Consider the following 25705-nt stretch of genomic DNA (forward strand, 5'->3'; position numbering starts at 1 on the left):
ATTTTATTTTAAAGGATTTTATTTCATTTTACAAGTTATTCAACTAAAAACTTTAACTATATTAACCCCTTGAATAAGGAACCCCCTTCGCATATCCGAAGGGGGACTCGTTTTATTTTAGTAAAATTCTTTGTTAGTTCTTCCAAGAAAGTTCTGCTTGAAGACCGTAGTGATCACTGACCTGCGGACTTGCTTGGCCATCAAAAACTACCTGTAACTTTTCTACCTTAAAATCTTTTGTCGTAAAGACGTAATCAATTCGAAGCGGTTCTGTATTTCCCTTCCAACCATCAATTTCTGGAGGAACAGTGTAGCTTCCACTTCTCTCTTTTGCAACTTCATAGGCATCCTGTAAGCCTAGCGGACTAGTTAGGATAGCTTGATATCCTTCCTGTCCTGCAGGGTTGTTAAAATCTCCTGCTAGTAACAGAGGTTTATTCAACTCTTTTAAAACTGCTTCAAATCTTGCCCATTCCTCTTGGAATCCTTTATCCCACCAAGAGAGATGCACACTCGCAACCGCAAGCTCTTTACCTTCTACTACTGTTTCTACTAGTGCAACTCGACGAGTGTGATAATCAGTTGGATCATCTACATCTGAAACCAAAATCTCACGCGCCTCAATCGGTGTTTTAGATAGAATTGAAACTCCCTCATGATAACGGTCATATCCGATATGATTATAAGCCCATGTCCAATAATAGTCCAGTCCTTTTTCAGACAACTTCTCTACCAAAAGACGAACATAGTGGTCTTGGTGAATGGGTTCTGCTGAAGGTAACGGATTGTAAAGTGGTCCAGACTCTACTTGAGGTGATGTAATTTCTTGGTTGATTTCTTGAAAACAAATCAAATCATAACTGTTTTCAAGTATATCTTGAAACAAGAGCTGAAATTTTTCTTCAGGATTTTTTTCCATCCAACTATGAGTATTGAGTGTTAAAAACTTCATGTTTTTCTCCTATAAACAAGAGGTTGGAAAACAGCTTCCAACCCCTTAGTGTATTACAATTCTACTTTTGCAACTGCTGTTTTAGCTGCAAGAGAACCGGTTTTTTCTAATTTAACTGACTTGATGGCATCTCCATTTGTAAAGACTACTACAGTTGTAGTTTCACGCTCAGCAGCCTGAATAGCTCCGAGGTCAGCTTTGACCAAGAGATCACCAGCAGCTACTGTTTGACCTTCTGAAACTACCACTTCAAATGGTTTTCCTTCAAGACTTACAGTATCAAGACCAATATGAACAAGAACTTCAAGACCTGCTTCAGTTACAAGACCAAGAGCATGTTTAGTTGGGAATACACTTGATACAGTACCAGAAACTGGAGATACAATGTTTCCGTTTGCTGGTTCTACTGCAAATCCATCACCCATCATTTTTTGTGAGAATACTGGATCCTTAACTTGTTCCAATTCAATCACTTGACCATCAGCAACTGAGTACACTTCTTCAGTCACACCTTTGTATACAACAACGTCTTTTTGAGATGCTGCCATTTGACTTGGAAGAGTTTCAGGAATCACTTCACCTGAATCAAGAATATCTTGGATATCTGATTTCAAAACGTCAGCTTTAGGTCCGTAGATAGCTTGGACACCTTGTCCTTTCATGACAAGTCCCATAGCTCCTTCAGCTTTCCATTGTTCTTCTGTTCCAACTTTTTCAGCATCTTGTACAGTTACACGAAGACGAGTCATACATGCGTCGACATCAACGATGTTCGCACGTCCACCAAGAAGGTTGATGATGTTAACAGCTTGAGAAGCTTCTGCAACTTTAGTTTCTCCAGCAGATGAAGATTCAGAAGAACCATCTGCATTTTCATAGTTACCGTTACGTCCTGGAGTTGCATAGTTGAATTTCTTAATCATGAAGTTAGCGATGAAGTACATGATAAATCCAAAGAGTACTGTAACCCAGATAAAGTTAATGATATCCATACCAAGACCAGCATTGATAGCTAGTGGAGTACGAGTCAAGAATTCGATTGAACCGAATGAGTGCACACGAAGGTTCACAATATCAGCCATTGCAAATGCAGCACCTTGAACCACAGCGTAAACAAGGTAAAGAGGTGTTGCGATGAACATGAACATGTACTCAATTGGTTCAGTTACCCCTGTCAAGAATGTTGCAAGAGCAGTTGCGATCATCATACCTTTGTATTGGTGTTTCTTATCTGGATCAACGTTACGGTAGATAGCCACAATGATACCCATCAAGATACCAAACGAACCAATCATTTGTCCAACTTTAAAACGAGCTGGATGTACTGTATCTAACAAGTGTTGGTATTGACCTGCGTCAGTACCTTTAAGGTTTACAAGGTCAGTTACCCATGCAAGCCAGAGTGGATCTTGACCAAATACTTGAGTACCTTTTGCTGCACCAGTCATGACATCATAAGTACCACCAAGAGCTGTATAGTTCATTGGGATAGTCAACATATGGTGAAGTCCAAATGGCAAGAGTAAGCGTTCCAAAGTACCATACAAGAATGGTGCTAGAACTGGAGCTGTTTCTTGTGAGTTGGCAATCCAGATACCGAAGTTGTTGATACCTGTTTGAACAAGTGGCCAAAAAATTGAAAGAAGGATTGCAGCGATTGCTGAACGAAGGATAACAACAAATGGTACAAATCGTTTTCCGTTAAAGAAAGAAAGTGCATCAGGAAGTTTACGGAAATTGTAGTATTTGTTAAAGGCAGTTGCCCCTACAAAACCAGAAATAATCCCTACAAACACACCCATGTTAAGTGCTGGAGCTTCAAACACGCTGATAAAGTAATCAGAAACTTTGATAGAGTTACCAAAGATTGTTGAAACCATAGCATTAGGATCTTTCAACATATCACCACTAACACTAAAGATAGCACCAGTGATACGGTTAATCAAGATAAAGGCAAGTCCTGCTGCAAAGGCACCACCTGCACGTTCTTTTGCCCAGCTACCACCAATAGCAAGAGCAAACAAGATATGTAGGTTACCGATAACTCCCCAACCAATTTGCTCAAGGATTCCACCTGTAACAACAAGTGGCGCAAAGTTAGGGTTAATCATTGCAAGTGTCTTACCGATTGAAATCATCAATCCAGCCGCTGGCATAACAGCGATAACCACCATTAGAGCCTTACCGAATTTTTGCCAAAACTCGAAAGACAAAACATTTTTGAATGTAGCTTTCATCATTCAAATCTCCTTATTTTATTTTAGTGCAAACGATTTACGAAAACGTTTGCACCGTCAACACCTCTATTATACCACTTTAATTTTTTTTGTAAAGGATTTATATAAGATTTTTTGATTTTAAAAATTTCTTACTTCTCTTCAATTGTTTACTAACTTTGAGTTTACTGGGGTTTTCTGATATAATATTAGCTATGAAATCCTATAATACCTTGAATGATTATTATCGAAATTTATTCGGAGAAAAAACTTTCAAAGTTCCTATCGATGCCGGATTTGATTGTCCCAATCGTGATGGTACGGTAGCTCATGGAGGTTGTACTTTCTGTACTGTTTCTGGATCTGGAGATGCTATTGTTGCACCTGACGCTCCTATTCGTGAGCAATTTTATAAAGAAATTGACTTTATGCACCGTAAATGGCCAGATGTAAAAAAATATCTAGTCTATTTCCAAAACTTTACTAATACTCATGAAAAGCTCGAAGTCATTCGTGAACGCTATGAACAAGCTATTAATGAACTCGGTGTTGTTGGAATCAATATCGGTACACGACCAGATTGCCTGCCTGATGAGACTATCGAATACTTGGCAGAACTGTCAGAACGAATGCATGTTACTGTAGAGTTAGGTTTACAAACAACCTATGAAGAAACTTCTGAATTGATTAACCGTGCCCACTCCTATGAACTTTATGTGGAGACAGTTAAACGCTTGAGAAAATATCCAAAGATTGAGATTGTTGCCCATTTGATTAACGGCTTGCCAGGTGAAACTCATGACATGATGGTGGAAAATGTTCGTCGCTGTGTGACTGATAATGATATTCAAGGGATTAAACTTCACCTACTTCACCTTATGACAAATACTCGGATGCAACGTGATTATCACGAGGGTAGACTGCAGCTTATGAGTCAAGATGACTATGTGAAAGTTATCTGTGACCAACTAGAAATTATTCCCAAACATATAGTCATCCATAGGATTACGGGTGATGCGCCTAGAGATATGCTGATTGGTCCTATGTGGAGTCTCAATAAATGGGAAGTTCTAAATAGCATAGAAGCTGAAATGAGACGTCGAGGTAGTGTCCAAGGATGCAAGGCTGTAAAACAGGAGTTTATGAATGAAAAAACCACTTGAAATGGCGCATGATTTTCTTGCCCAAGTCATCACAAAAGATGATGTTGTTGTAGATGCAACAATGGGAAATGGAAATGATACACTTTTCCTTGCCAAATTGGCTAAACAAGTCTACGCTTTTGATATACAAGAACTAGCTCTTCAAAAAACAAGTCAACGTCTACAAAAAGCCGGTTTGACCAATGTCGAGTTACTTCTACAAGGTCATGAAAACGTAGATCAGTTTGTAACTGAAGTGAAAGCAGCCATCTTTAATCTAGGTTATCTTCCTTCTGCCGATAAGTCTATCATTACTAAACCTCACACAACCATTGAGTCACTTGAAAAACTCTGTCAGATGCTCGTTAAAGGCGGACGAATAGCCATCATGATTTATTACGGGCATGAAGGCGGAGATATAGAACGGGATGCAGTTATGGATTATGTTAGTCAGTTACCGCAACAAGAATATACTGCTACTATCTATCGCACCCTCAACCAAATTAACAATCCACCATTTTTAGTTATGATTGAAAAATTAGAAAGGTATCGACATGGATAAACAATACCTAAAAGATAAAATCGAAGCTCTTCGTCACAACTTTGTCGAGTCAACCCAACATGAACGTGCAGTTGGTATTTTGGATGAAGCACATATGAGTAAAAAAATGCTAAAAATCAAGAAGAAAATGATTTCACTTGAAATGGAGCGTTGTCAGAAAAAAATAGAACATAAGGACTGCTCAAAGATTGATCAAAAAATCCAAGAACAAAAGGAACTTTTTGAAAATTGTCGTAAACAAAAATAGGGAGGTGGAAAATGAATTTACTTTTTTATCTCTTGGTATTTTTACTAGTTCTTATTGTTTCTAGTACGACCAATAAGCTTCTGCCCTTTTTACCCATGCCTCTGATTCAAATTTTGTTAGGGATTGGAATTGGGCTATGCTTACCCAACAACCAATATCACTTAGATACGGAGTTGTTTCTAGCTTTAGTCATTGGTCCGCTACTATTCCGAGAGGCTCAAGAAGCAGACATTACTTCTATCCTAAAACACTGGCGGATTGTCCTCTACTTGATTTTTCCAGTTATCTTTATCTCAGCTCTGAGCATGGGGGGACTCGCTCATGTCCTTTGGGCTAGCCTTCCATTGGCTGCCTGCGTAGCAGTTGGTGCTGCTTTAGGTCCTACTGACCTAGTCGCCTTCGCATCCCTTTCTCAACGCTTTTCCTTCCCAAAGCGGGTTTCTAATATCCTAAAAGGGGAAGGTCTTCTGAATGATGCTTCCGGACTTGTAGCCTTTCGTATGGCTCTCATCGCTTGGACAACAGGAACATTCTCCCTTACCCAAGCCGGAACTTCATTAGCCATTTCTATCGTTGGAGGATTTGCAGTCGGCTTTATAACAGCCCTAATCAATCGCTTCCTTCATACCTTTCTACTCAGCGTCCGTGCAACAGATATCGCAAGTGAGCTCTTATTGGAACTTAGTTTACCTCTCTTGACTTTTTTCATAGCCGAAGAAATTCATGTTTCAGGCATCATTGCCGTTGTTGTTGCTGGGATTCTGAAAGCCAGTCGTTTCAAGAAAATAAATCTGCTTGAAGCGCAAGTTGATACAGTTACTGAGACTGTTTGGCAGACTGTAACCTTTATGCTCAATGGTTCAGTCTTTGTCATTCTTGGGATGGAACTGGAAATGATCGCGGAACCAATTCTTAAGAGTGCTTTCTACAACAAAGTTCTTCTCTTACTCAGCGTTTTCCTCTTGACCTTCCTGCTTTTTGCTATCCGCTTTGTCATGATCTATGGATTTTACGCATTTCGGATTAAGAAGCTTCATAAAAGTTTAGACAAATATGTCAAAGACATGCTCCTCCTTACCTTTTCTGGTGTGAAGGGAACTGTATCCATTGCCACTATACTTTTGATACCGTCTAATCTGGAACAAGAATACCCTCTTCTTCTCTTCCTCGTAGCTGGCGTAACCTTGGTAAGTTTCCTGACGGGTTTACTAGTACTCCCACACCTTTCTGAAGAGAAAGAACCATCTAAGGATCAGCTCATGCACATCGCTATCTTAAACGATGTCGCCATGGAATTAGAGAAGGATTTAGAGAACACAAAAAACAAGGTTCCACTCTATGCGGCTATTGACAATTATCATGGACGTATTGAAAATCTTATTCTTAGTCAAGAAAACAAAGAAATTCAAGAGGACTGGGAAGCTCTTAAGCTCTTGATTCTCAGTGTTGAAAGCGATGGCTTGGAACAAGCCTATGAAGAAGGAAAGATTGGAGATCGTGCTTATCGTGTCTACCAACGCTACTTGAAAAACATGGAGAAAAATATTAAGCGAAACTTTGCTTCTCGACTAACCTACTACTTCCTTGTCTCCATACGCATTCTTCGTTTTCTACTTCATGAATTGCTCACATTTGGGAAAACATTCCGTTCATGGAAAGACAAGGAAAAACAGAGACTTCTTGCCATTGATTATGACCAGATTGCTGAACTCTACCTAGCCAACACTGAAATTATTATCGAGAGTTTGGAAAACCTCAAAGGGATTTATAAGAGTTCTTTGATCAGCTTTATGCAGGAATCTCGTCTTCGCGAAACCAGTCATATTACGAGTGGTGCCTTTGTGGAACGGGTTATCAATCGTATCAAACCCAATAACATTGATGAAATGCTTAGAGGATACTACCTTGAGCGTAAATGTATCTTTGAATACGAGGCTCAAAAACTCATCTCAGCTCAGTATGCTAAAAAGCTACGCCAAAATGTCAATAATTTAGAAACTTATTCCTTAAAAGAATCTGCTAATACCTTACCTTATGATATGATGGAATTAGTTCGAAGAAATTAAAGTCTATAGAAAAAAGAGAAAAACTGGAGGATTGTAACATGAAAAAGTTGTGGAAACAGCTGACTGATAGACCCTTATTAAAAGTTTTTTTGCACTACTATCAAGCCTCCGATAGTGAGTTAACTAGCGTTGCTGTGGCCTACTATTGGTTGATTTCAATCTTCCCTTTACTCATGATAGTGGTCAATATCTTACCCTACTTTCAAATTCCCGTCTCAAACTTTCTATTAACAATCAAGGAATTTTTACCAGATACAATCTATGAAGTTGTTGCAAAAATTGTCAGAGAAGTTCTGACTCAACCATCAACAGGTTTACTAAGTTTTGCTATCTTATCAGCTCTTTGGACTTTCTCCAAATCCATGGATTTTCTTCAGAAGGCCTTTAATAAAGCCTATGGAGTTGCAAAAAATAGAGGAATTATCTCACACCAGCTGATGAGTCTCTTGGTTAGCTTTGGCCTTCAAATTCTCTTTGCCCTTGCCTTATTCCTCAGTATGTTCGGCCATATGTTATTGGACTTGCTTAAAAACTACTGGAAATCCGAGAGTGCTCTGTTTTCTTATCTACAAGATTTTACAGGACCGCTGATCTATGCCTTTCTTTTTGCTACCGTGATTATGCTCTATTATTTCCTACCAAATGTTAAAGTAAGTCGGATTCGATACGTCATACCTGGAAGTCTCTTTGTACTAGCTACGACGATTGCTTTATTAAACATCTTTGCAGCTTATTTCAACAATTATGTCAATTATCTCGTTGACGTCAGATTTTTCAGTTCGATCGTCGTCGTTGTCATGATGTTCTGGTTCATTATCATTGCCAAGATATTGATTATCGGTGCTGTCCTCAATGCTAGCGTTCAAAGTTTGAAGGATCCAGACTTTAAAGCAAATCAATAATTTTTTATCGATTAATACTCAATGAAAATCAAAGAGCAAACTAGGAAGCGAGCCGCAGGCTATACTTGAGTACGGCAAGGCGAAGCTGACGTGGTTTGAAGAGATTTTCGAAGAGTATAAACAAATCAATCCCCCAGTCATTTGATACTGGGGGATTTTTGAATTTCCTACTTTATTGTCCACTAGTCAGGGCTTGCAATTCTGTTTTTAGATACTGAGCCAAATGTTGGTGGGCAAAAATATTGGCATTCTTTTCTGCGGTAGGATTGTAGTTGGTATTGGTATTTACATCATAGACATAAATGTCTCCACTCTCTGATTGAACCCATTCAATCGCCGCAACTTCAATCTGAGCATTTTTCAAGAAATTCTCATAAGCTTCTCTCCGGTCATCTGGTAGAGGTTCTGTAATCTGGAATTTTTCAGACGTTTCTAGTTGCTCTGGTCTCTTGCCGATTTGGCAACCATCTGCTGGACACAGTTGGAATCCATCTGAAGAATCAATCGAAACAGTATAGAGAAACTTTTGATTGATAAACTCTGAACGACGGATACGTCCATCACTTGGCTTGATGTAGGCTTGTAACAAGGTAATCCCGTCCACTGATGGTTCAAAGAGAGGGCTATTGACATAAGCTGCCAGTTCCTCTTCATTTTGGAAGAGTTGAACGCCTAATCCCTTACCTGCTCGATTGTGCTTAGTAATCAAAGGATAGATATTCAATTTTCTTGCTGCTTCAATAATGTTCTCTTGCCCTAAAACTGCAACTGTTGCAGGAGTCTCGATACCAGATTCGTTTAACTTCAAATATTGTTTGACTTTACTGATTTCAAGGTTGATAGCCCCTGTTCCATTCACAACTTTGCGTCCGTGTGCTTCTAACCAAGTAATCACTTGCTCTGTAAATTCTGGCGCATAACGATGTCCTCTTGTGTGAGAAGAGGCAGACATACGATTGTAAAAGATACCTTGCGGCGGTGGGCTTTGCAAATCTAAAATCCCACTAGACAAATCCCATAGTTCATAAGGGACTTCTAATTCTTCCAACCATTTCACTAAATGTTGAGTCCATTCTAGATTCTCATGAATCACATAAACTTTTTCTTCACTCATTACTTAAAAACTCCTTAAGAAAAGCTGACTGATAATTGGCTTTCCTTTTCTTCTTCTAAAATATATCCTTCTGTTTTTTCAATAACGCTAACTGTTAAGATTTGACCCAAAACATTGATCATGGTACGGCCGGCATTGACAAAGAAATCAACTGCAAAAATCAAGGCCACTCCTTCAACTGGTAAGCCCAATTGAGGTGCTGCAGCAAGTAAAACCACAATAGCTCCTGATGGTACGGTTGCCGCAGTTTTTCCAATCAAGGTCAACAATAAAACAGTAAACAAGAGACTTGATAAAGAAAATTGAATACCATAGGCGTGGGCGATAAAAATTGTCGCTACTGAGAAATAAACTGCTGCTCCTTCTAAGTTAAAAGTATATCCTAAAGGAACAACTAAATCAATTGTATGCTCGTCATGCCCCTGTTTTTTCAAATCTTTAAGAAGTGATGGCAAGACCACACTAGAACTTCCAGTAACAAAAGCCAGAGTCAAGAGACTCCAATTTTCACGAAAGGCTGATAAATACGGTACTTTAAAGAAGAAAGCAATCAAAGGGAAAATAAGGAGAACCAATACAGCATAAGCCAGATAAGTTCCAATGACAAACTGACCAAGCCCAATCAACTTGTCAACACCAGTAGTTGCAACATCTTTAGCGATAAATCCAAAAATTCCAATCGGTGATAGTTTGATAATTACTGCAACAATCTTGTAAATGGCTTCAATCCAGATTTGGAAACCTTCGATAATTTTCTGAGATTTATCAGACTTAAGATTCCCAATTCCGTAACCAAGAAAGATGGCAAAAACGATAATTGGCAATAGAGCGCCATCTGAAAGAGATTTAACGATATTTGATGGAATGAAACCAAGCAAAAATTCGCTGAACTTGACATTGTTAGCAATCCCATCAAGGTTTCCACCAGTTTGACCGATATTCACTCCTTGACCAAATCCTAAATAGTAACTAGCAAATACAAACAAAAGAGTAATGGCAGTTGTTACGGCAAAAAAGTAAACCAAACTCTTGGTCAAGATTTTTCCGAAAGATTTTTTTCCGATTACTCCAGCTACTGCAACAACGATGGTTGGGAAGATTAGCGGAATGATAACCATATTGATCAATTTAATAAAGGCTTGACCTAAAAATTGATAAAAGCCTGCAAATTGTGGCCAGATAAGGGCAGCGATAACACCCAAGACCAAAGCCACCAATAATTGAATACCTAGTGAGAGTTTTGACCATAAAGTAACTAATTTCATAAGAAACTCCTTTGTTTTATTTGCTACTCATTCTACTACTATTCTTCTCTCCTGACTAATATATATTTTTTATTGTCACCATAAAAAAGATTTATAATGAAGGTTCAAACTACTCCAACTTTACAAAGTAAATCACATTGATGTTTGATATAGTATAAAAAATCAGTTTCTAAACAAAAATTTTTAGAAAAACACTGTTAAATCAAGGAATATGCTTTCCTTTTATTCAAATTTTATGATACAATATTGTTATGATTTTAATGAAACTCGCTTCCGTCTTGCTTTTGGTACTAACCTTGGCTTTGGCTATTATCTTTAGTAGATTTTTTAAGTTAAAGAAAAAGGGGATTAACTTTGCAGATTTGGCTTTTCCTTTTCTGATTTTTGAATACTATTTAATCAGTGCAAAGGTTTTTACCCATAATCAACTTCCCATTTTGGGGGCAGCCCTATCTTTGCTAGCTATTATTTTGGCTTTTTTCTTCCTGAGCAAAAAACGCAGCTTTTATTATCCAAAATTCCTTAAATTCTTTTGGAGAGCTGGATTTCTACTCACATTGCTCATCTACATCGTTATGATTGTTCAAATCTTCATGATGAAATAAAAATAAATCATGCCAGCACCTCAACAGTTGGCGACTAGTTCTTCCACATGAGGTGCTTTTCTAATGACATTTTAAAAAGAGATTATTAAAAAAATAGGAGATCAAACAAGTGAAAAAAACGCTCTTGGCAAGTGCCATCACGCTTACTTATCTAGGAATAACAACAAACCCAGCTTTAGCTGAAGAAAGTAAAGTACAAACTACTTCAGCAGAAACAACGCAACAGCCTACAACGGCTAACAAGGTTGAAACGAAGGAAGCAGTTCCTTCTACTGAAGCAGGTTCAAGCGTACCAACAACTTCTACAACAAATCCAAGTGAAACTCCAGCTAAGAAAGAGGAAGACAAGGCTCCAGAAGTCAAAAAAGAAAGTTGGGTATTAGAGGAAAACCACTGGAGTTTCTATGAAAACAATGCCCCTGTTCTTAACTGGAAAAAAATTCAAGGAAAATGGTACTACTTCAACAAAGATGGCATCATGCTGAGCGATACTATTTTTGACGGATATATCCTGACTAGTAGCGGGGCTATGGTCGATTCTGGTTGGAGTAAACTCCAAGATAAATGGTATTACGCTAACGCTTATGGAAAAATTTCTCAACAAAAATGGGATAAAATCGGTGGTGTCTGGTACTATTTTGATCAAGACGGAGTCATGCTCAGCAACACCATTTTTGACGGTTATCTCTTTACCAATAGTGGCGCCATGGCTGAGAATTCTTGGGTAAAACAAGATGGACAATGGTACTATGCCCTTTCTTCTGGTAAAGTAATCAAAAACAAGTGGGATAAAATTAGTGGTACCTGGTACTACTTTAACAAAGATGCTACTATGGCAAGTAACCAATGGCAAGGTAGCTACTACCTAAAAGCTAGCGGGGCCATGGCTGAAAAAGAATGGATTTTCGATAAAAATTATGATAGCTGGTTCTACTTAAAATCTGGTGGTGCTTACGCAGCACGTGAATGGATTGGCTCCTACTACCTCAAGGCAGGTGGCTACATGGCTAAGAGCGAATGGATTGACGACAACTACTATAAAGCCCGCTACTATGTAGATGAAAATGGAGTCTATGTTACAGGGACCCATAAAATCAATGGGCAAACTCATCAATTCCAAAGCAATGGGAAGTGGATTGGTGAAACTTCTGTGAGTCGTGGTTTTGAAAAAGGGAAATATAACAATATTATCTTCCTAGATCCTGGCCATGGTGGTAAAGATCCTGGTGCATCTTATTATAACATCACTGAAAAAGAACTGAATATGCAAGTTTACCAAAAGCTACGCAAGGAACTTGAAGGACTTGGCTATACTGTTCTTTCTTCAAGAGACAGTGATGTCTTTGTAGACTTTGTCACCGAACGTTCAAGAATGGTTAATAAGACTGATTCAGATATCTTTATTAGTATTCACTTCAATGCTAGTGGCAGCCCTGCTTCTAACCGTTCTGGTATTCAGACCTATTCTTACGAAGAAGCTGCTGGTTATCCTTCTAAGATTAATCCATACTGGCATAACCATCCCGACCGTATCAGTGAAAGCAATCGCCTAGCTGCAGATATCCACTCTTCCCTATTAGCTGAAACTGGTGCTAAAGATGCAGGACTCCTACAAAGTAGTTTTGCGGTCCTTCGAGAAACTGATAAACCAGCCGTTCTATTGGAATTGGGATATATTGACAATTTCAATGAAAACCAACAAGTTCGTAGTGATGCTTACCAAAATAGATTGGTAGCAGGGATTGTCAAAGGTATTCAAAAATATTACGCAGGTAAATAAAGTAAAAGCCTCGAGAAATCTCGAGGCTTTTTGTGTATAAGAATTCTGAATGAAAATATTTTTTTAAAAATTATAAATACTTGACAATATATACATATATGATACAATAAAGACAATAAGGTTCGCCTTAGAAATATAATGAAAAATTAAAGAGGAGATAAAACAATGAAAAAAGTTTTATTAACAAGTGCATTAGCATTATCAGCAATCGCTAGCGTTTCTTATGCAGCTACTGAAGTTCCTTCTATCCCAGGAGTAACCGCTTCAACTGCTGGAACAGTTACAAAGGCAAATGCTGCTAATAACCATAACAACCGTTTTGGTTTCGCTGTTTCTCCATTAAACAAGAAAGCTTTCAGTTTTGCAGGTGCTAAGACTTATCCAGCTAAGCCATATCCAGGAACAGACGGTAAACCTTTGAATGATTCAACTCGTGAGTTTGGACACAACACTCGCTTTGGTGCAGGTTTTAACGCTACTAAATCAGCTACTCCAACTACTCCAGCTACTCCAGCTAAGCCAGCTAAGCCAGCTACTCCAGCTAAGCCAGCTACTCCAACTACTCCAGCTAAGCCAGCTACTCCAACTACTCCAGCTAAGCCAGCTACTCCAGCTAAGCCAGCTACTCCAGCTACTCCAGCTAAGCCAGCTACTCCAGCTACTCCAGCTAAGCCAGATCCAAAAGCAATTCCAGGTGTAACACGTCCAACTACAGAAATTGTTACTGAAGCAAATGCTGCTAACAACCACAACAACCGTTTTGGTTATGCTGTTTCACCACAATATAAAGATGCTTACAGTGTATCAGGTGCTGAAACTTATAATACATCTGCTCCAATTGAAGGAACAGATGGTAAACCTTTGAATGATTCAACTCGTGAACTTGGAGATAACACTCGCTTTGGTGCAGGTTTTTCAAAATAATCTAAGGAATTTATCAATTTTATTTAACTTTTAAATAAGTTAAATAAATATAGGAGAAAACCAAGTTGGTTTTCTCCTTTTTCTTTTTTTGAAAAATGTTCAACTTTTTCATAATTTTGGCTTTTACTTTAGTGATATTATTTTTTCATATTCAGGTTAAATTACCTTGCTTTAATATTTTTTTCTGGAAAGAGGAAACCAATCCCCACGCAAGCCAACACTCCAGCACCGATTACCAACCCACTTGAAAGTGGCAAGATATCAAAAATAGCATTTGCAATGATAAAGGCAATAATCAAGCTCATGAGACTGGCCTTATAATCTTTTTTAACCAAATTCTCAAGAGTAAAGAATAGGAATAAACCTACTGGGAATAGTGCCCAGATGTTAACATCCAAACTTGGCCATCCAACTAAACCAAAATACAAAACTGCTGCTGCAACGACTAAAAATCCGATACCTACTACTTTTTTCATGATATAACCTCATTTTCTATTTTGTTAGGAAGCTTTATCTCCCCTTGACAATTACTACTATAACAGAAATAAAAATCGCAAACAATAGGTTTTGCCTATGTGGTAGTCATGATAGACTATGTGGTCAGAATTTTATAAGAAAGGAAAAAAGAAGCCTGTCCTAAGACAAGGCTTTATTTATTTTTAAGAACCAGCACTTTCGTAGGCATCCAATCCCCTGTCCCAAAGTTTAAGGGAAATAACAAAGAAAACAAGGGAAATCAGAATCAAACCACCAATATTAAATAGTCCATCCTTGTCCTGCAAGAAATAGCTGGCAGGATAGTAGGCCGTAAAGGCGAAAGGCACAATAAAGCTAATTAACCAACGAAGGAGCGAATTGTAAATGGAAATCGGGTACTTGGCAAAATCATTAAACATATAGAAAATATAAATCATGGCACCTGACTGTTTGGTCCAAAAAGCGATGCTAGCTGTCGCAATTTTCAAGGAAGTATAAATCAAGGTCGCAAAAGGAATACAAACTAGAAAAATCAGGAATTTTGGAAGAGTCCAAGCAATGCTAGTCGCCGTTGTCGCTAGTAAGATTCCACCGACCAAAAGTTCACCCAAGGCATCAATCTGAAAGGTCTCAACGAGGATGTGAAAGAGAGGATTGATAGGACGAGTCAGATACTTGTCAAACTCCCCTTTTCGAACTAGTCGTTGACCTAAAGCCCAGAGATTGTCAAAAAAGAGATGATCTAGTCCCTTTGGAATTAAGGAAAATCCATAGATAAAGGCAATTTCTTGAAAAGTCCAACCTTCTAGCGAGGGGATGTGTTGAAAGAGTACATTAAGAAACAAGAGGTTCAGGCCTTGAGTCAGAAAGACTCCCAACACACCAACCACAAAATCCACCTTGTATTCCATGATTTGCTTGATGTATTGTCTAATAAAAATCAGATGCATGCGTTGATATTTTTTCATCCTAACCTCCCTGAATGGTGATAAATGACTGGACTCGTTTCCAAATCAACTGAGACAAGCCCACCATCACTATAAGCCAGAAAAACTGAAGCAAAAGTGCTTGAAGAATCTGACTGGCATCGTATTTCCCAACAATAATCATGACCGGAGTGTAAATTAAGGATGAAAATGGCAAGAAGGACAGAATATCTGAAACGATTTTCGGAAAGAAAGCCAAGGGAATTAAACTTCCAGACATAAAGGACACTATTGAAGTCTTGAGTAGGTTGGAACCCCATAGATTTTTAAACACAAAAGCTGAAAAACCAAAGCAGATATTAAAGAAAAAGTTAATCAGATAAGCCAGAGTTAAGCTAAAGAGATAAAGGACAGTTAATCCCAGCACTTCTACAATACCTTGCCCAGATAAGATTTTCATCAAGACAATCACACTTAGAAATGGCAGGCCAACAGAGATAAAAATCAACCACTTGGAACCAAGTTCTGTGAAAAGATAAGAGGCCGCAAAATGCACTGGTCTCAGCAAGCGCATGATAATGGAGCCATCCTTGACCTCATCACCTATCATAAAGGAGCTATCAGACCTGGTCAACAGATTGGTCACAAAACTCATGATGATGTAGAGGGTGATATCTGCCATACTAAAGCCCTGAATCAAAGACTCCTGCGAGGAGTCAAAGACTGCCTTCCAGAGATAAAAGGCCACAAAAGCCCCCATGACATCACCAATCCGATAGAGAATAAAATTGACTCGATAGGTAATCAACTCCTGAACCCCTGCATTGATAAAGGGTTTATAACGTCTCCACAATTTGACCATCTTAGAGCTCCTTTCGATAGAAGCGACGGATAATATCCTCAATATCCGTATCTACCATCTTCAAATCACGGACTTCAAAATCAGACAGGGTTTGTTTGATAATATCAGCTGATTGGTAGCGGGAACTATCGAATTCAATATTGAGAGTATTTCCTTGTCTATCAATGGATATATCAGGCAAGCCCTCATAATGAGAGATGGGATGACTTTGACCTGGCGTCAGTTCAAAGGAAAGAGTCTTCATCTTGCCAAAGGTCTCCTTGAGCTGGCTAACCGTTCCATCAAAAATCTCTTGCCCCTTGTCAATCATAAAAATCCGATCACAGAGTTGCTCAATGTCGCTCAAGTCGTGAGTGGTCAGGAGAATAGTAGTTTCTTCCTCTTGATTGATTTGAGTAATAGCCCGGCGAATGTTATCCTTGACCGACACATCCAAACCAATAGTCGGCTCATCTAAAAAGAGAACCTTGGGATTGTGAAGCAAGGAAGCCGCAATATCCGCCCGCATCCGTTGACCCAGTGAAAGAGTCCGCACAGGATCCTTGATAAATTCCTTCAAATCCAAAACTTCATTCAAAAAGTCCATGCGCTTATGGAAAAGCGAGTCCGGTACATCATAGATCTCTTTCAAAACTGTGTAGGTCTCTTGCAGTGCCAAATCCCACCATAGCTGGGTACGTTGTCCGAAAACGACTCCAATATCCTTGACATAATCTTGTCGATTATCCTGGGGAATCTTGCCGTTAATCCGACAAAAACCAGATGTCGGTTTTAAAATCCCTGTCAGCATTTTGATGGTGGTTGACTTCCCAGCACCATTTGCCCCTATAAATCCTAAAATCTGCCCTTTTGGAACTTCAAAGGTTAAATCCTTGACCGCTTCAAATGTCTGCTTTTCAGGATGAATAAAGGAGCGCAAAGCTCCCTTCAAGCCCGGTTCCTTAACAGTCTTCACAAAATTTTTCTGAAGATGTTGCACTTCTATCATTGCCATATCTATCTCCTTATCGTAAGAAACAACATTGTATTTTTGACTACAAATATTCTAAATCCTTACTTTCTACACCTTTTCAATATTATTACAGAAGGATTTATACCAACCTATTATAATCCAATAAAAAAAGGAATGCAAGCGTTTGCTTATTGATTTTGAAATTAGAGATTTCTCTCTTAAAATAATGCTTTTGAGTCAGAAATTCTGGTTTAATAGTTTCCTTAAAACACCAAAAAACCTGCCATTAGGGGCAGGCTACGAATTGTAAAAAAGCAAACTATTTTGATCAATATGAATCACTATTTAATCAAAGAACTAATCTTTCATAATTCTTTTCACAATCCCATTTCTATCAATTAGAAAACAATCTGGAAAGGTCATCTGCTCCCATTTTTCATAATCAAAACTGGAATCAAAGTGATGTAGTAGTATTCCTATCAGATTCCCGTGTGAACTAAGTAAAATCGTTTTTTCTGAGTATCTCTCTTCCAATTCCATTAAAAAATTTAGTACTCTAGCTAGTGCATCTTGATTTGATTCCCCTCCTGAAAGAGATTCACTGGGATTTTGCCATAAATATTTAATACTGTCTTCAAACTCAGAATCTTTTATAAAGGTTGAAGATAATTTTCGCTCTCGTAACCGATTATCAAGAACTATTTTATCAAATTGAATTGGCGAGCTATTAATCGTTTCAAATGCTCGTTTATAAGGACTAGAAAAATAATGATCAATATTAAAAGAATTCAAAAACTCTAACTGGTCAAGAGATGAAAATCCTTTTTCTGACAAAGTTCTATTAAAATCATCACTTGAAAATTTTGAATGAGCATGTCTAAGTAAAATATAAGAATTATTCATAAGTCATTACCTTTCAATTATTGTCATCAGTCTCAATGGATTTTTAAGCCCTCAATTATTCTCTAAAAATTCTTTAATGCGAGAAATAAGTTCATGACTTTGATAATGATAAAGTTCGTGAGGCGCATCCATATAGATGACCTGAACATTAGACTGGTCGCTTGCAAATTTCTCTGCATAATGTTGCCATTCTGATTGGCTAAAGGTCGTGCCTTCACCGTTAGAAACCAGGAGTAAGGCTGGAATTTTCGGATTAATACTAGATGGAACTTTCTTGGCATTTTCCTTTACCAAACGGGATTCATGAAGCATGGTTTGTGACATCAACTGCTTATATGCTAGTAATTTATATTGTTGTCGTTCAGTTTCAGTCAGAGTTGGATTTTTTATATAAAAGGACTCAGGGAAATAGCGTAATAAACCAATCTTACTGCTCCAATAAGCCACAGTAAGCAAGGTCTGATTATCCTTTAAATCCTCATAACTTGCTGGTAATGCCCAATCCAGACCAACCAAGGCTTTCACTTCATCAGGATACTTTTCCTGCCAAGCCAGACTTTCAAGACTAGCCATGGAATGAGACAGAATGATAAAAGGTCCTGATATATTTGCTTGTGATAGAGCTTGACGTGTCTCAGACAAAACTTCCATCACATCTCTGGACTGATTACTATCCTCGCTATAACCATAGCCAGCTCTCTCGACTACGACTACCTTATATTTTTTTGATAAGGAATCTGTTAGATTCTTAAAGTCTAATATAGGTGAAGCAATTCCAGCACCTGATAGAACTACTATTGTCTCTGGACCATCCCCCTCAACGTAGACATTAATTTTGTGCCCATTAACGAGAACAGTTTTACCCATAGGAGTTAGAGAGGCTTGTTCCTTTTCTAAGCTGACACGATGAAAGATAAATGTCCCTACTAAAAACAAAAGAATGAAACTAAGAAGCCCTAGACACCATTTTTTCAGTTTTTTCATAGCATTATTGTACAAAAATTAGACTCTTTTAGCAACTTAAGTATAAGAATTTTCCAGTATAATCTGTCTATATCCAGAAACAAAAAACCCACCTTCACAGGCGGGTTTGATTTTTTATTGTAAAACTAGATTAAGCTTTACCTTCTGAACCGAATACGTCGATACGTTCTTCAACTGATGCTTGGATAGCTTTGACACCGTCAGCCAAGAATTTACGTGGGTCGAAGAGTTTCTTCTTGTCGTATTCTGCTTCGTTTGCTTCGTAGTCACGAGCAAATTTACGAGTTGCGTTAGCGAATGCGATTTGGCATTCAGTGTTAACGTTAACTTTAGCAACACCAAGTTTGATAGCTGCTTGGATTTGGTCATCAGGAATACCTGATCCACCGTGCAATACGATTGGGAAGCCTGGAAGAGCTTCTGTCAATTTTTGCAAGTGGTCAAGGTCAAGACCTTCCCAGTTTGCAGGGTAAGGACCGTGGATGTTACCAATACCAGCTGCCAAGAAGTCAATACCAGTTGCAACCATTGCTTTAGCGTCTTCGATTGGAGCCAATTCACCTTTACCGATGATTCCGTCTTCTTCACCACCAATAGTACCAACTTCAGCTTCTACTGAGATACCTTTAGCGTGTGCTTTTTCAACTACGTCTTTAGCCAATTTAAGGTTTTCTTCAACTGGAAGGTGTGAACCGTCAAACATGATTGAAGTGTAACCAACTTCGATACACTCAAGTGCATCTTCGTAGTGACCGTGGTCAAGGTGGATAGCTACTGGTACAGTGATACCCATTGATTCTACAAGGTTAGCGATCAAGTTGCGAGCAACTTTGTAACCACCCATGTATTTAGCAGCACCCATTGAAGTTTGGATCAAAACTGGAGCTTTTTTAGCTTCTGCTGCGCGCAAGATAGCTTGAGTCCACTCAAGGTTGTTTGTGTTAAATCCACCAACTGCATAACCGTTGTCACGAGCTGCTTGGACAAATTTTTCTGCTGAAACGATTGCCATTTTATCAGGCCTCCTGTATATTTTTATGGGATATCCCATTTACATTGTTCATTTTATCACTTTTTGACAAAAAAATCTAGTTTTTCCTGTAGTTTAGATTGAATTTCTTCTATCTAAAAATATGGAACTCTCCTCAAAGTCCTAATCTTACAGGTCTTTGGGTAGGTTCATATAAAAGGCTAAGTGGTCTTCATAGCGTTCAAATCGATAGTCAATTTCTTCGTTTTCCAATAAACTTTTCACTACGAAAAGTCCCAAACCAGCTCCCTTACTTTGTCGACTAGAAACCGTAAAGGATTGTTCAAATTTATCTTGCTCCTCAGGAGTACAGGCGTTCTCAATGAAAACCCAGCCATCTTCTGTCCCAATTTTTAAATAACCTCCTTGAACAGAGTGTTTCACAGCATTACTGATAAGATTGGAAAGAATCAGCTTTAGTACCGAAGGATTTAGATAAGTTTGTTGGTCAGTCAGTTGATTCACAACTGAAATTTCCCTCTCTTTGGCTAATAAATCATAATCCTTTAAGAGAAAATCTGTCATTTCAAGAAGGTTGATTTTTTCTTTCTTATCTCGCAATTCTTGCACTGAAGAAAGGGATAAGATTTGCTGGACATGGTGAGTCAAATCATCCACGATACCCAAAGAAACTCCCAGATAATGGTCCCGATCCTTATAGCGTCCAATATTGGCTTTCATATTCTCCAGAAGAATCTTTAGACTAGCTAGAGGTGTTTTCAGTTCATGGGAAGCACCTCGCAAAAACTCAACCTTCATCTTTTCCAGCTGGAGGATGGCCTCGTTCTTTTCATGCAAGTCTGCAATGACCGTCAAGAGATGCTGATAAAGGCTGTTGATTTGTTCTTTAAGATCGCCAATTTCATCCTTAGAATCCACGCGCAACCTCACTTCTGCATCCAAATCCATCATCCGTCGAGTCACTCGTTTGATTTCCAAAATAGGAGCAACAATGGTTCTAGCATAGATAAAGGCGATGAGGAGCGAAATGATGAAAGACGCTAATAAAGTATAAGGCAGAAATTGAAGACTGATGTCTTCTGCTTCTTTCTGCAAATCCATAGAAGCTAAAAACTGCAAGGTCATCGTCTGACCATCCTTAGTTTGAACTTCTCTTTCCTCAATAACCAAGGAGGCCGTTTGTCGTTGTTTATCAACGGGAAGATTATCATTGACTTCCAACTTATCCTGAGTCATCTCTCCCTTAACAGCTCCCTTAATATCACTGCTTTTAGAATAAAGTTCAAGGACTTCCTGAATAGCTTGACTATCTTTGCCTTGGAGAGACTGGGCAATTTCTGTAGCCTTTTGCCCTATGCTCTCCTGACGATGACTGAGATAGGTCGGAGGAAAGAGGAAATAGATGGCCAAATGCAAACAAATGACCAAGGTAGAAAATACCGAGAAGGTATAGATAAAAATTTTTTTAAATAAACCTGAACGTCTCATTTTCTCTCCAATTTATAACCAACATTGCGCACGGTAAGAATACAGTCTAAATCCAATTTTTTCCGTAGTTCCTTGATATAGACATCGATCACTCTGTCAAAGGGAACCTCATCTGTCATCTTCCATACAGCATCGATAATCTGCGACCGTGTTAAGGCTCGACCTTCATTTTTAACCAGATAGTCTAAAATTTCCAGTTCTTTTGCATTCACTGCAACTTCTTGACCAGCTACTTTAGCGCTATAACTGTCAAAGTCTACCTCGGTGTCTCTATAGGTAAAAATACGACCAGTATCATAATAACGTTTAAAGATGGCATCCACTCGTACTTTTAACAAAGATAGAGAAAAAGGCTTTTCCAAATAACCATCTGCTAATGCAGCAAAGGCACTCATCTTATATTCTTCGTCCTGAAAGGCTGTTAACATGAGGACAGGAACTTGACTACTTTTTCGGATTTCTGACAAAACCTCTAAACCATTGAGTTTAGGCATTTGAATATCTAAGAGAACCAGAGCTACTTGGTGATGAGAAAATTGTTCTAAGGCTTCTTGACCATCTGCAGCCTGAATGGTTTCATAGCCACAATCCGCCAAGTAATCACTAATTCCCTCACGAATCATGTCTTCATCTTCTACAATTAGAATTTTCATATAAATCCTTTTCTATCAAAAATGCTACCTATATTATATCTCATTTGAGTGAGAATAGGTAGCAAGTTTTTTTATTCACTATCCAACAAGAGTTCTTTTGGTTGTTTAAATAGGAGATTACTTGAAGCAAGTGCCATAACTAGTACCACTAGAACTAATCCAAGTACAAAAACGATAGCAAAGTCTGATGGTTGAATGGATATATCTAAACTTGAAAGAGTCTTGCTAAAGCCGTCCACTTCTGCTCCACCACCGAGATTGGAAGCTTGTGCTGCCTTACTAGCTTGCTTGGCCACATCTGATGTGACATTGGCAAGAACTGTATTTCCAATAGCACGCGCTGTATAGTTGGCTAGGAAGTAGGCTGAAATAAGAGCTGGAATAGCAATCATAACTGCTTCTGTGATAAATTGACCCAGAATACTTACTTGTTTAAGACCAATGGAAAGAAGAATTCCAACTTCTTTACGACGAGCATTAATCCATAGCGTGAGTAAGAGAGCAAGCAGGAGAACCGAGAAGCTCAAGCTACCCCAGAAGAGGAGATTAGCCATCTTGTACATGCCTGAGATAGATTGTTCAAGAGCAGGATAGTTTGATGAACTCTTAATCAAGCTATACATCTTCCAGTTGATACCGTTGATAGAGCCTATTTCTTGCATGACACTATCTAGGTTCTTATCTCCAGCTACAAAGAAAGTAGCATCTCCATAAATCGCGGTATCTTCTGTATAGCCATAGAGCTGGGCAGCTGTGTGAATATCTGTGATTGCTGTATTTTCATATAGTTCCTGTGAGTAGGTCACAGCAGATTTGTTATGTCCATCAAAAAGTCCTTTGATGGTTACTTCTACTGTTTCTTTGGCTCCTTTTTCATTATCTGCATCGTAGATATTGGAGTTGAGTTTGACCTTGTCTCCTACTTTCCAACCGTGTTTAGCAGCCAGGTCTTTATGCATGAGAATCTGATATTTGTCATCGTTTGTTAAATGCTCACCTTCGACCAGTTTGTAAGAGCCTGATACAAACTTATCTTCCTTAGAAGAGTCATTAACACCTGTTATCATCAAACTACTTCCAAAACGTTGAGCTCGATCTGGCGTTAGATTTTTCTTGGTTTCAGGTGTCACAATTAGTTCATAACCAGTTAAATCACCGATAGCATTAATCCGTTTGATGTAGGATTCAATGGCCTTATTCTCAGTAATTTTTTTGATATCTTCACCCTTGATATTCCCTGCACCACGTGGAGTTCCTTGGTTGACTCTACGATTGATTTGCATCGAAAAACTATTGGTGATATTTTTAAAGGTTTCTTGAGAAGCCTTGGCTGTCGCACCCTTGATAGACAAGCCGACCAAACTCAAACTAGCCATCAAGAGAATGATGAGAAAGATCACAAGAGACTTGAAAAATTTTCTTGTGACATAGGCAAATGCGTTGTGTAACATAAGATTCCTTTCTAGGTTTACTTCACTTATATATTTAAAAGATTTAGTTACTATTTTTTCTTGTTTCAGTCAGTTTCTTATCCTTCAATTCAAGTGTAATATCTGACGCTTGAGCAACTTCCTTACTGTGGGTCACAACGATCACACACTTGCCTGTTTTCTCAGCAAGAAATTTGAGGAGTTCGATGATATCCCCAGCTGTCTTAGGATCTAGGTTTCCGGTTGGTTCATCCGCTAAAATCACGGGTGCTTCAGATACAAGGCTACGAGCAATGGCAACACGTTGTTGCTGCCCACCTGATAATTGAAGAACATTTCGCTTGATCTGACTTTCATCTAAACCAAGTTCAAGTAGCGTATCCTTGCTGGCCTTCTTATTAACCAAGCGGATATTTTCTAATGGAGAAAGATAATCAATGAGGTTATAATTTTGGAAAACTAGCGAGATATGGTGCATTCTGTGGTAAGAATAACCTTGTTCACGAATGTCCTTTCCCTCAAACTTAATAGCACCTTCTACTGGGCTATCAAGTCCTGCTAATAGGGACAAGAGCGTGGATTTCCCTGCTCCTGATTCTCCAATGATGCTATAGAATTTTCCAGGTTCAAAATCGTAATTGATTTTATATAATACTGCTTCTGCAGTGTTCTTGTAACGATAAGTAAGATCTTGTAATTGTAGTAAAGTCATGATTTCTCCTTTATTAACTGATGGATGATAAAATTTCTTTCGGTGATTTTCTAAATAAAAATAGGAAACAAAGTGCAACTGACAAGCAGCTGATTATAAGTAGGAAGATATAAGATTCTCCAAATGATAGAAGACTTGTTGAAAGATTCGTTGCTTTTGCTAGCGTATCTTGTAGGGCAGCTTGGTCGCCACTTGCTAATACAGTCTTCAAGAGATAGGAAGTAATGGCATTTCCAGCTACAAATGCTGGTAAAATTGCTGCCAATGAAACCAGGATAACTTCCAGGCAGAATTGGCTAAAGATTGCTATTTTTCCTTTTCCTAGCGCCAATAAAATACCAACCTCGTAGACTCGCTCTCGTAACCAAAGTGACAAGACCAAGACCAGAGCTCCTACACCAGCAATCATAATACCATAGAGGAAAATTTGTAGGAAGGTTTGGAAGGCCGAAACTGAATCCTTGATTTGTTCAAAGGCCTTATTTTCCTTTTCCACTTGAAAGCCTTGATTTTCAAGAGATAACTTTTCAACCTCTTGAATGATGTCATCCATATCTTTTGGATTTTCTAGATAGAAACGAGCGGCAGTAACTTGAGCTTCCTTATTTCCAAGAAGAGTTTGGCTACTTTCGTAGTCTGTATAGACCATATTTTCACTAAAGTCAGATGATAGACCGGTAAACTTCTCTTGCTTCTTACCAGTGAAAATACCCACGATTTCATAATCTAGCCTTTGTCCACTATTTCCTTCTACTTGACCAGGATTTAAGCTAATCTTATCTCCTACTCTAAGATTGTTTTTCTTAGCTAAATCTTCGTGGATTAAGATTTTCTTGCTATCCCCTTTTTGGATATGTCTTCCTTCTTTAAGAGTAAAGGCAGAGCTTGTAAAGGAGACATCCTTAGAAGAATCTTCTAAAGCAATCAAACTGATAAGATTTTTTTCAGCCTCTGTCAAATCATCCCTTTGGATACTTTGTTCTCCAGTAACGACTTCTTTGTCAGTTAACTTGGCTATTGTTTCTAGCTCAGGTGAAATCTTCTCAAGGCCCTTTATCTTTTTAAGCTCATCTAGTTGAGACAGTTGAAAAGTCTGATCTGCTTCGATTCTTTTAATCGAAAAAGATGTATTCAGTGAGCGATAAAGATTATTTTCTACTGTTTTGTTGGACTTCATTAGCGTCAAACAAGCTGATATTCCTGCCAATAAAACAAATAGAATCAAGAATAATATGAGACTTCTCAGTCGTTTTCTGCTGACATAAGCCCAAGCTCTTTGAGTGGGATTCATATAGCACCTCCATATTTGTAAATCCATTATAATATTCAAATATGAAATGTTTATGAAATAAAAAAGAGCAAATAAAATTTGCCCTCAAATGGTAAAAAAATAAAGAGCTAGCCAAAGCTAACTCTTTTCCTATGCGGAGAGAGGGACTTGAACCCTCACGACCTAAAGCGGTCACAGGATCCTTAGTCCTGCGCGTCTGCCAATTCCGCCATCCCCGCGTCGATTACTTTACTAGTATATCAACTTTGAAAAAAATTGTCA

24 protein-coding genes and 1 tRNA gene are annotated in these 25705 nt (G+C 38.4%); 8 read left to right on the forward strand and 17 right to left on the reverse strand.

Features of this window, described 5'->3' with window-relative positions:
• Positions 1 to 133: 133 nt before the first annotated feature.
• Together LG369_RS05290 and LG369_RS05295 are read right to left on the reverse strand one after the other, a co-directional pair.
• Complete coding sequence (locus LG369_RS05290) at positions 134 to 952, reverse strand: endonuclease/exonuclease/phosphatase family protein (protein ID WP_225750508.1); 819 nt, start codon at positions 950 to 952, stop codon at positions 134 to 136.
• Between the two features lie 53 nt (positions 953 to 1005).
• A complete protein-coding gene (locus LG369_RS05295) occupies positions 1006 to 3192 on the reverse strand; it encodes a PTS transporter subunit IIBC (RefSeq protein ID WP_225750509.1) in 2187 nt (728 codons plus the stop codon).
• A gap of 191 nt (positions 3193 to 3383) precedes the next feature.
• On the opposite strand from LG369_RS05295, the gene LG369_RS05300 reads away from it, so the two are divergent.
• The 5 genes from LG369_RS05300 to LG369_RS05320 are packed head-to-tail and all read left to right on the forward strand — an operon-like array spanning position 3384 to position 8087.
• Complete coding sequence (locus LG369_RS05300) at positions 3384 to 4331, forward strand: TIGR01212 family radical SAM protein (protein ID WP_413252025.1); 948 nt, start codon at positions 3384 to 3386, stop codon at positions 4329 to 4331.
• Positions 4315 to 4872, forward strand: a complete 558-nt coding sequence (locus LG369_RS05305; protein ID WP_225750510.1) for a tRNA (mnm(5)s(2)U34)-methyltransferase — start codon at positions 4315 to 4317, stop codon at positions 4870 to 4872. The genes LG369_RS05300 and LG369_RS05305 overlap by 17 nt, the downstream gene beginning before the upstream one ends.
• The gene (locus tag LG369_RS05310) at positions 4865 to 5119 is read left to right on the forward strand and encodes a hypothetical protein (protein WP_006148185.1); all 255 of its coding nucleotides are present in this window, start codon (positions 4865 to 4867) and stop codon (positions 5117 to 5119) included. Before LG369_RS05305 ends, LG369_RS05310 begins: the two co-directional genes overlap by 8 nt.
• Positions 5120 to 5130: 11 nt before the next feature.
• The gene (locus tag LG369_RS05315) at positions 5131 to 7185 is read left to right on the forward strand and encodes a cation:proton antiporter (RefSeq protein WP_225750511.1); all 2055 of its coding nucleotides are present in this window, start codon (positions 5131 to 5133) and stop codon (positions 7183 to 7185) included.
• Between the two features lie 38 nt (positions 7186 to 7223).
• Positions 7224 to 8087, forward strand: coding sequence for a YihY/virulence factor BrkB family protein (locus LG369_RS05320; protein WP_225750512.1), 864 nt, complete (start codon positions 7224 to 7226; stop codon positions 8085 to 8087).
• 172 nt (positions 8088 to 8259) lie between these two features.
• Here LG369_RS05320 and LG369_RS05325 read toward each other — a convergent pair whose 3' ends face one another.
• Entirely contained in the window at positions 8260 to 9201 is a 942-nt protein-coding gene (locus LG369_RS05325; RefSeq protein ID WP_225750513.1) for an ATP-grasp domain-containing protein, read from the reverse strand.
• 14 nt (positions 9202 to 9215) lie between these two features.
• On the reverse strand, positions 9216 to 10466 hold the full coding sequence (locus LG369_RS05330; protein ID WP_225750514.1) for a dicarboxylate/amino acid:cation symporter: 1251 nt from the start codon (positions 10464 to 10466) through the stop codon (positions 9216 to 9218).
• A gap of 245 nt (positions 10467 to 10711) precedes the next feature.
• Between LG369_RS05330 and LG369_RS05335 the strand changes: the two genes are divergently transcribed.
• The 3 genes from LG369_RS05335 to LG369_RS05345 all read left to right on the forward strand — a co-directional run bounded on the left by LG369_RS05335 (position 10712) and on the right by LG369_RS05345 (position 13775).
• Positions 10712 to 11071, forward strand: coding sequence for a DUF3397 domain-containing protein (locus LG369_RS05335; RefSeq protein ID WP_025170162.1), 360 nt, complete (start codon positions 10712 to 10714; stop codon positions 11069 to 11071).
• Positions 11072 to 11180: 109 nt separating this feature from the next.
• Positions 11181 to 12851 carry an N-acetylmuramoyl-L-alanine amidase gene (locus LG369_RS05340; RefSeq protein ID WP_225750515.1) on the forward strand — a complete coding sequence of 557 codons (1671 nt, stop codon included), beginning with the start codon at positions 11181 to 11183 and terminating at the stop codon, positions 12849 to 12851.
• A 165-nt stretch (positions 12852 to 13016) separates the two neighbouring features.
• A complete protein-coding gene (locus tag LG369_RS05345; RefSeq protein ID WP_225750516.1) occupies positions 13017 to 13775 on the forward strand; it encodes a hypothetical protein in 759 nt (252 codons plus the stop codon).
• A gap of 161 nt (positions 13776 to 13936) precedes the next feature.
• Here the strand turns inward: LG369_RS05345 and LG369_RS05350 are convergent, their stop codons facing one another.
• From LG369_RS05350 to LG369_RS05410, 13 genes are all read right to left on the reverse strand, one after another.
• On the reverse strand, positions 13937 to 14251 hold the full coding sequence (locus LG369_RS05350) for a hypothetical protein (RefSeq protein WP_225750517.1): 315 nt from the start codon (positions 14249 to 14251) through the stop codon (positions 13937 to 13939).
• Positions 14252 to 14434: 183 nt separating this feature from the next.
• Positions 14435 to 15220: an ABC transporter permease gene (locus tag LG369_RS05355; RefSeq protein ID WP_225750518.1), complete on the reverse strand. Its 786-nt coding sequence runs from the start codon at positions 15218 to 15220 to the stop codon at positions 14435 to 14437.
• A 1-nt stretch (position 15221) separates the two neighbouring features.
• Positions 15222 to 16040 carry an ABC transporter permease gene (locus LG369_RS05360; RefSeq protein WP_225750519.1) on the reverse strand — a complete coding sequence of 273 codons (819 nt, stop codon included), beginning with the start codon at positions 16038 to 16040 and terminating at the stop codon, positions 15222 to 15224.
• 1 nt (position 16041) lies between these two features.
• A complete protein-coding gene (locus LG369_RS05365; protein WP_006151906.1) occupies positions 16042 to 17034 on the reverse strand; it encodes an ATP-binding cassette domain-containing protein in 993 nt (330 codons plus the stop codon).
• A gap of 315 nt (positions 17035 to 17349) precedes the next feature.
• The gene (locus LG369_RS05370) at positions 17350 to 17895 is read right to left on the reverse strand and encodes a histidine phosphatase family protein (RefSeq protein WP_036753482.1); all 546 of its coding nucleotides are present in this window, start codon (positions 17893 to 17895) and stop codon (positions 17350 to 17352) included.
• 51 nt (positions 17896 to 17946) lie between these two features.
• Entirely contained in the window at positions 17947 to 18879 is a 933-nt protein-coding gene (locus LG369_RS05375; protein WP_225750520.1) for an alpha/beta fold hydrolase, read from the reverse strand.
• Between the two features lie 130 nt (positions 18880 to 19009).
• On the reverse strand, positions 19010 to 19891 hold the full coding sequence (locus LG369_RS05380) for a class II fructose-bisphosphate aldolase (RefSeq protein WP_016466093.1): 882 nt from the start codon (positions 19889 to 19891) through the stop codon (positions 19010 to 19012).
• 147 nt (positions 19892 to 20038) lie between these two features.
• Positions 20039 to 21358 (reverse strand): sensor histidine kinase VncS, encoded by a 1320-nt coding sequence (vncS, locus tag LG369_RS05385; protein WP_225750521.1) that lies wholly within the window; start codon positions 21356 to 21358, stop codon positions 20039 to 20041.
• The gene (gene vncR, locus LG369_RS05390) at positions 21355 to 22011 is read right to left on the reverse strand and encodes a response regulator transcription factor VncR (RefSeq protein WP_225750522.1); all 657 of its coding nucleotides are present in this window, start codon (positions 22009 to 22011) and stop codon (positions 21355 to 21357) included. Before vncR ends, vncS begins: the two co-directional genes overlap by 4 nt.
• A gap of 71 nt (positions 22012 to 22082) precedes the next feature.
• Positions 22083 to 23462, reverse strand: coding sequence for an ABC transporter permease subunit Vex3 (gene vex3, locus LG369_RS05395; RefSeq protein WP_225750523.1), 1380 nt, complete (start codon positions 23460 to 23462; stop codon positions 22083 to 22085).
• Positions 23463 to 23505: 43 nt separating this feature from the next.
• Complete coding sequence (vex2, locus tag LG369_RS05400) at positions 23506 to 24153, reverse strand: ABC transporter ATP-binding subunit Vex2 (protein WP_225750524.1); 648 nt, start codon at positions 24151 to 24153, stop codon at positions 23506 to 23508.
• A 13-nt stretch (positions 24154 to 24166) separates the two neighbouring features.
• Entirely contained in the window at positions 24167 to 25444 is a 1278-nt protein-coding gene (locus tag LG369_RS05405) for an ABC transporter permease (protein ID WP_225750525.1), read from the reverse strand.
• A gap of 132 nt (positions 25445 to 25576) precedes the next feature.
• Positions 25577 to 25662: transfer RNA gene (locus LG369_RS05410), tRNA-Leu, on the reverse strand.
• Positions 25663 to 25705: the final 43 nt, after the last annotated feature.

It is taken from the genome of Streptococcus sp. Marseille-Q4154, from assembly GCF_916700545.1.
GTDB classification, from domain to species: Bacteria; Bacillota; Bacilli; order Lactobacillales; family Streptococcaceae; genus Streptococcus; species Streptococcus infantis_I.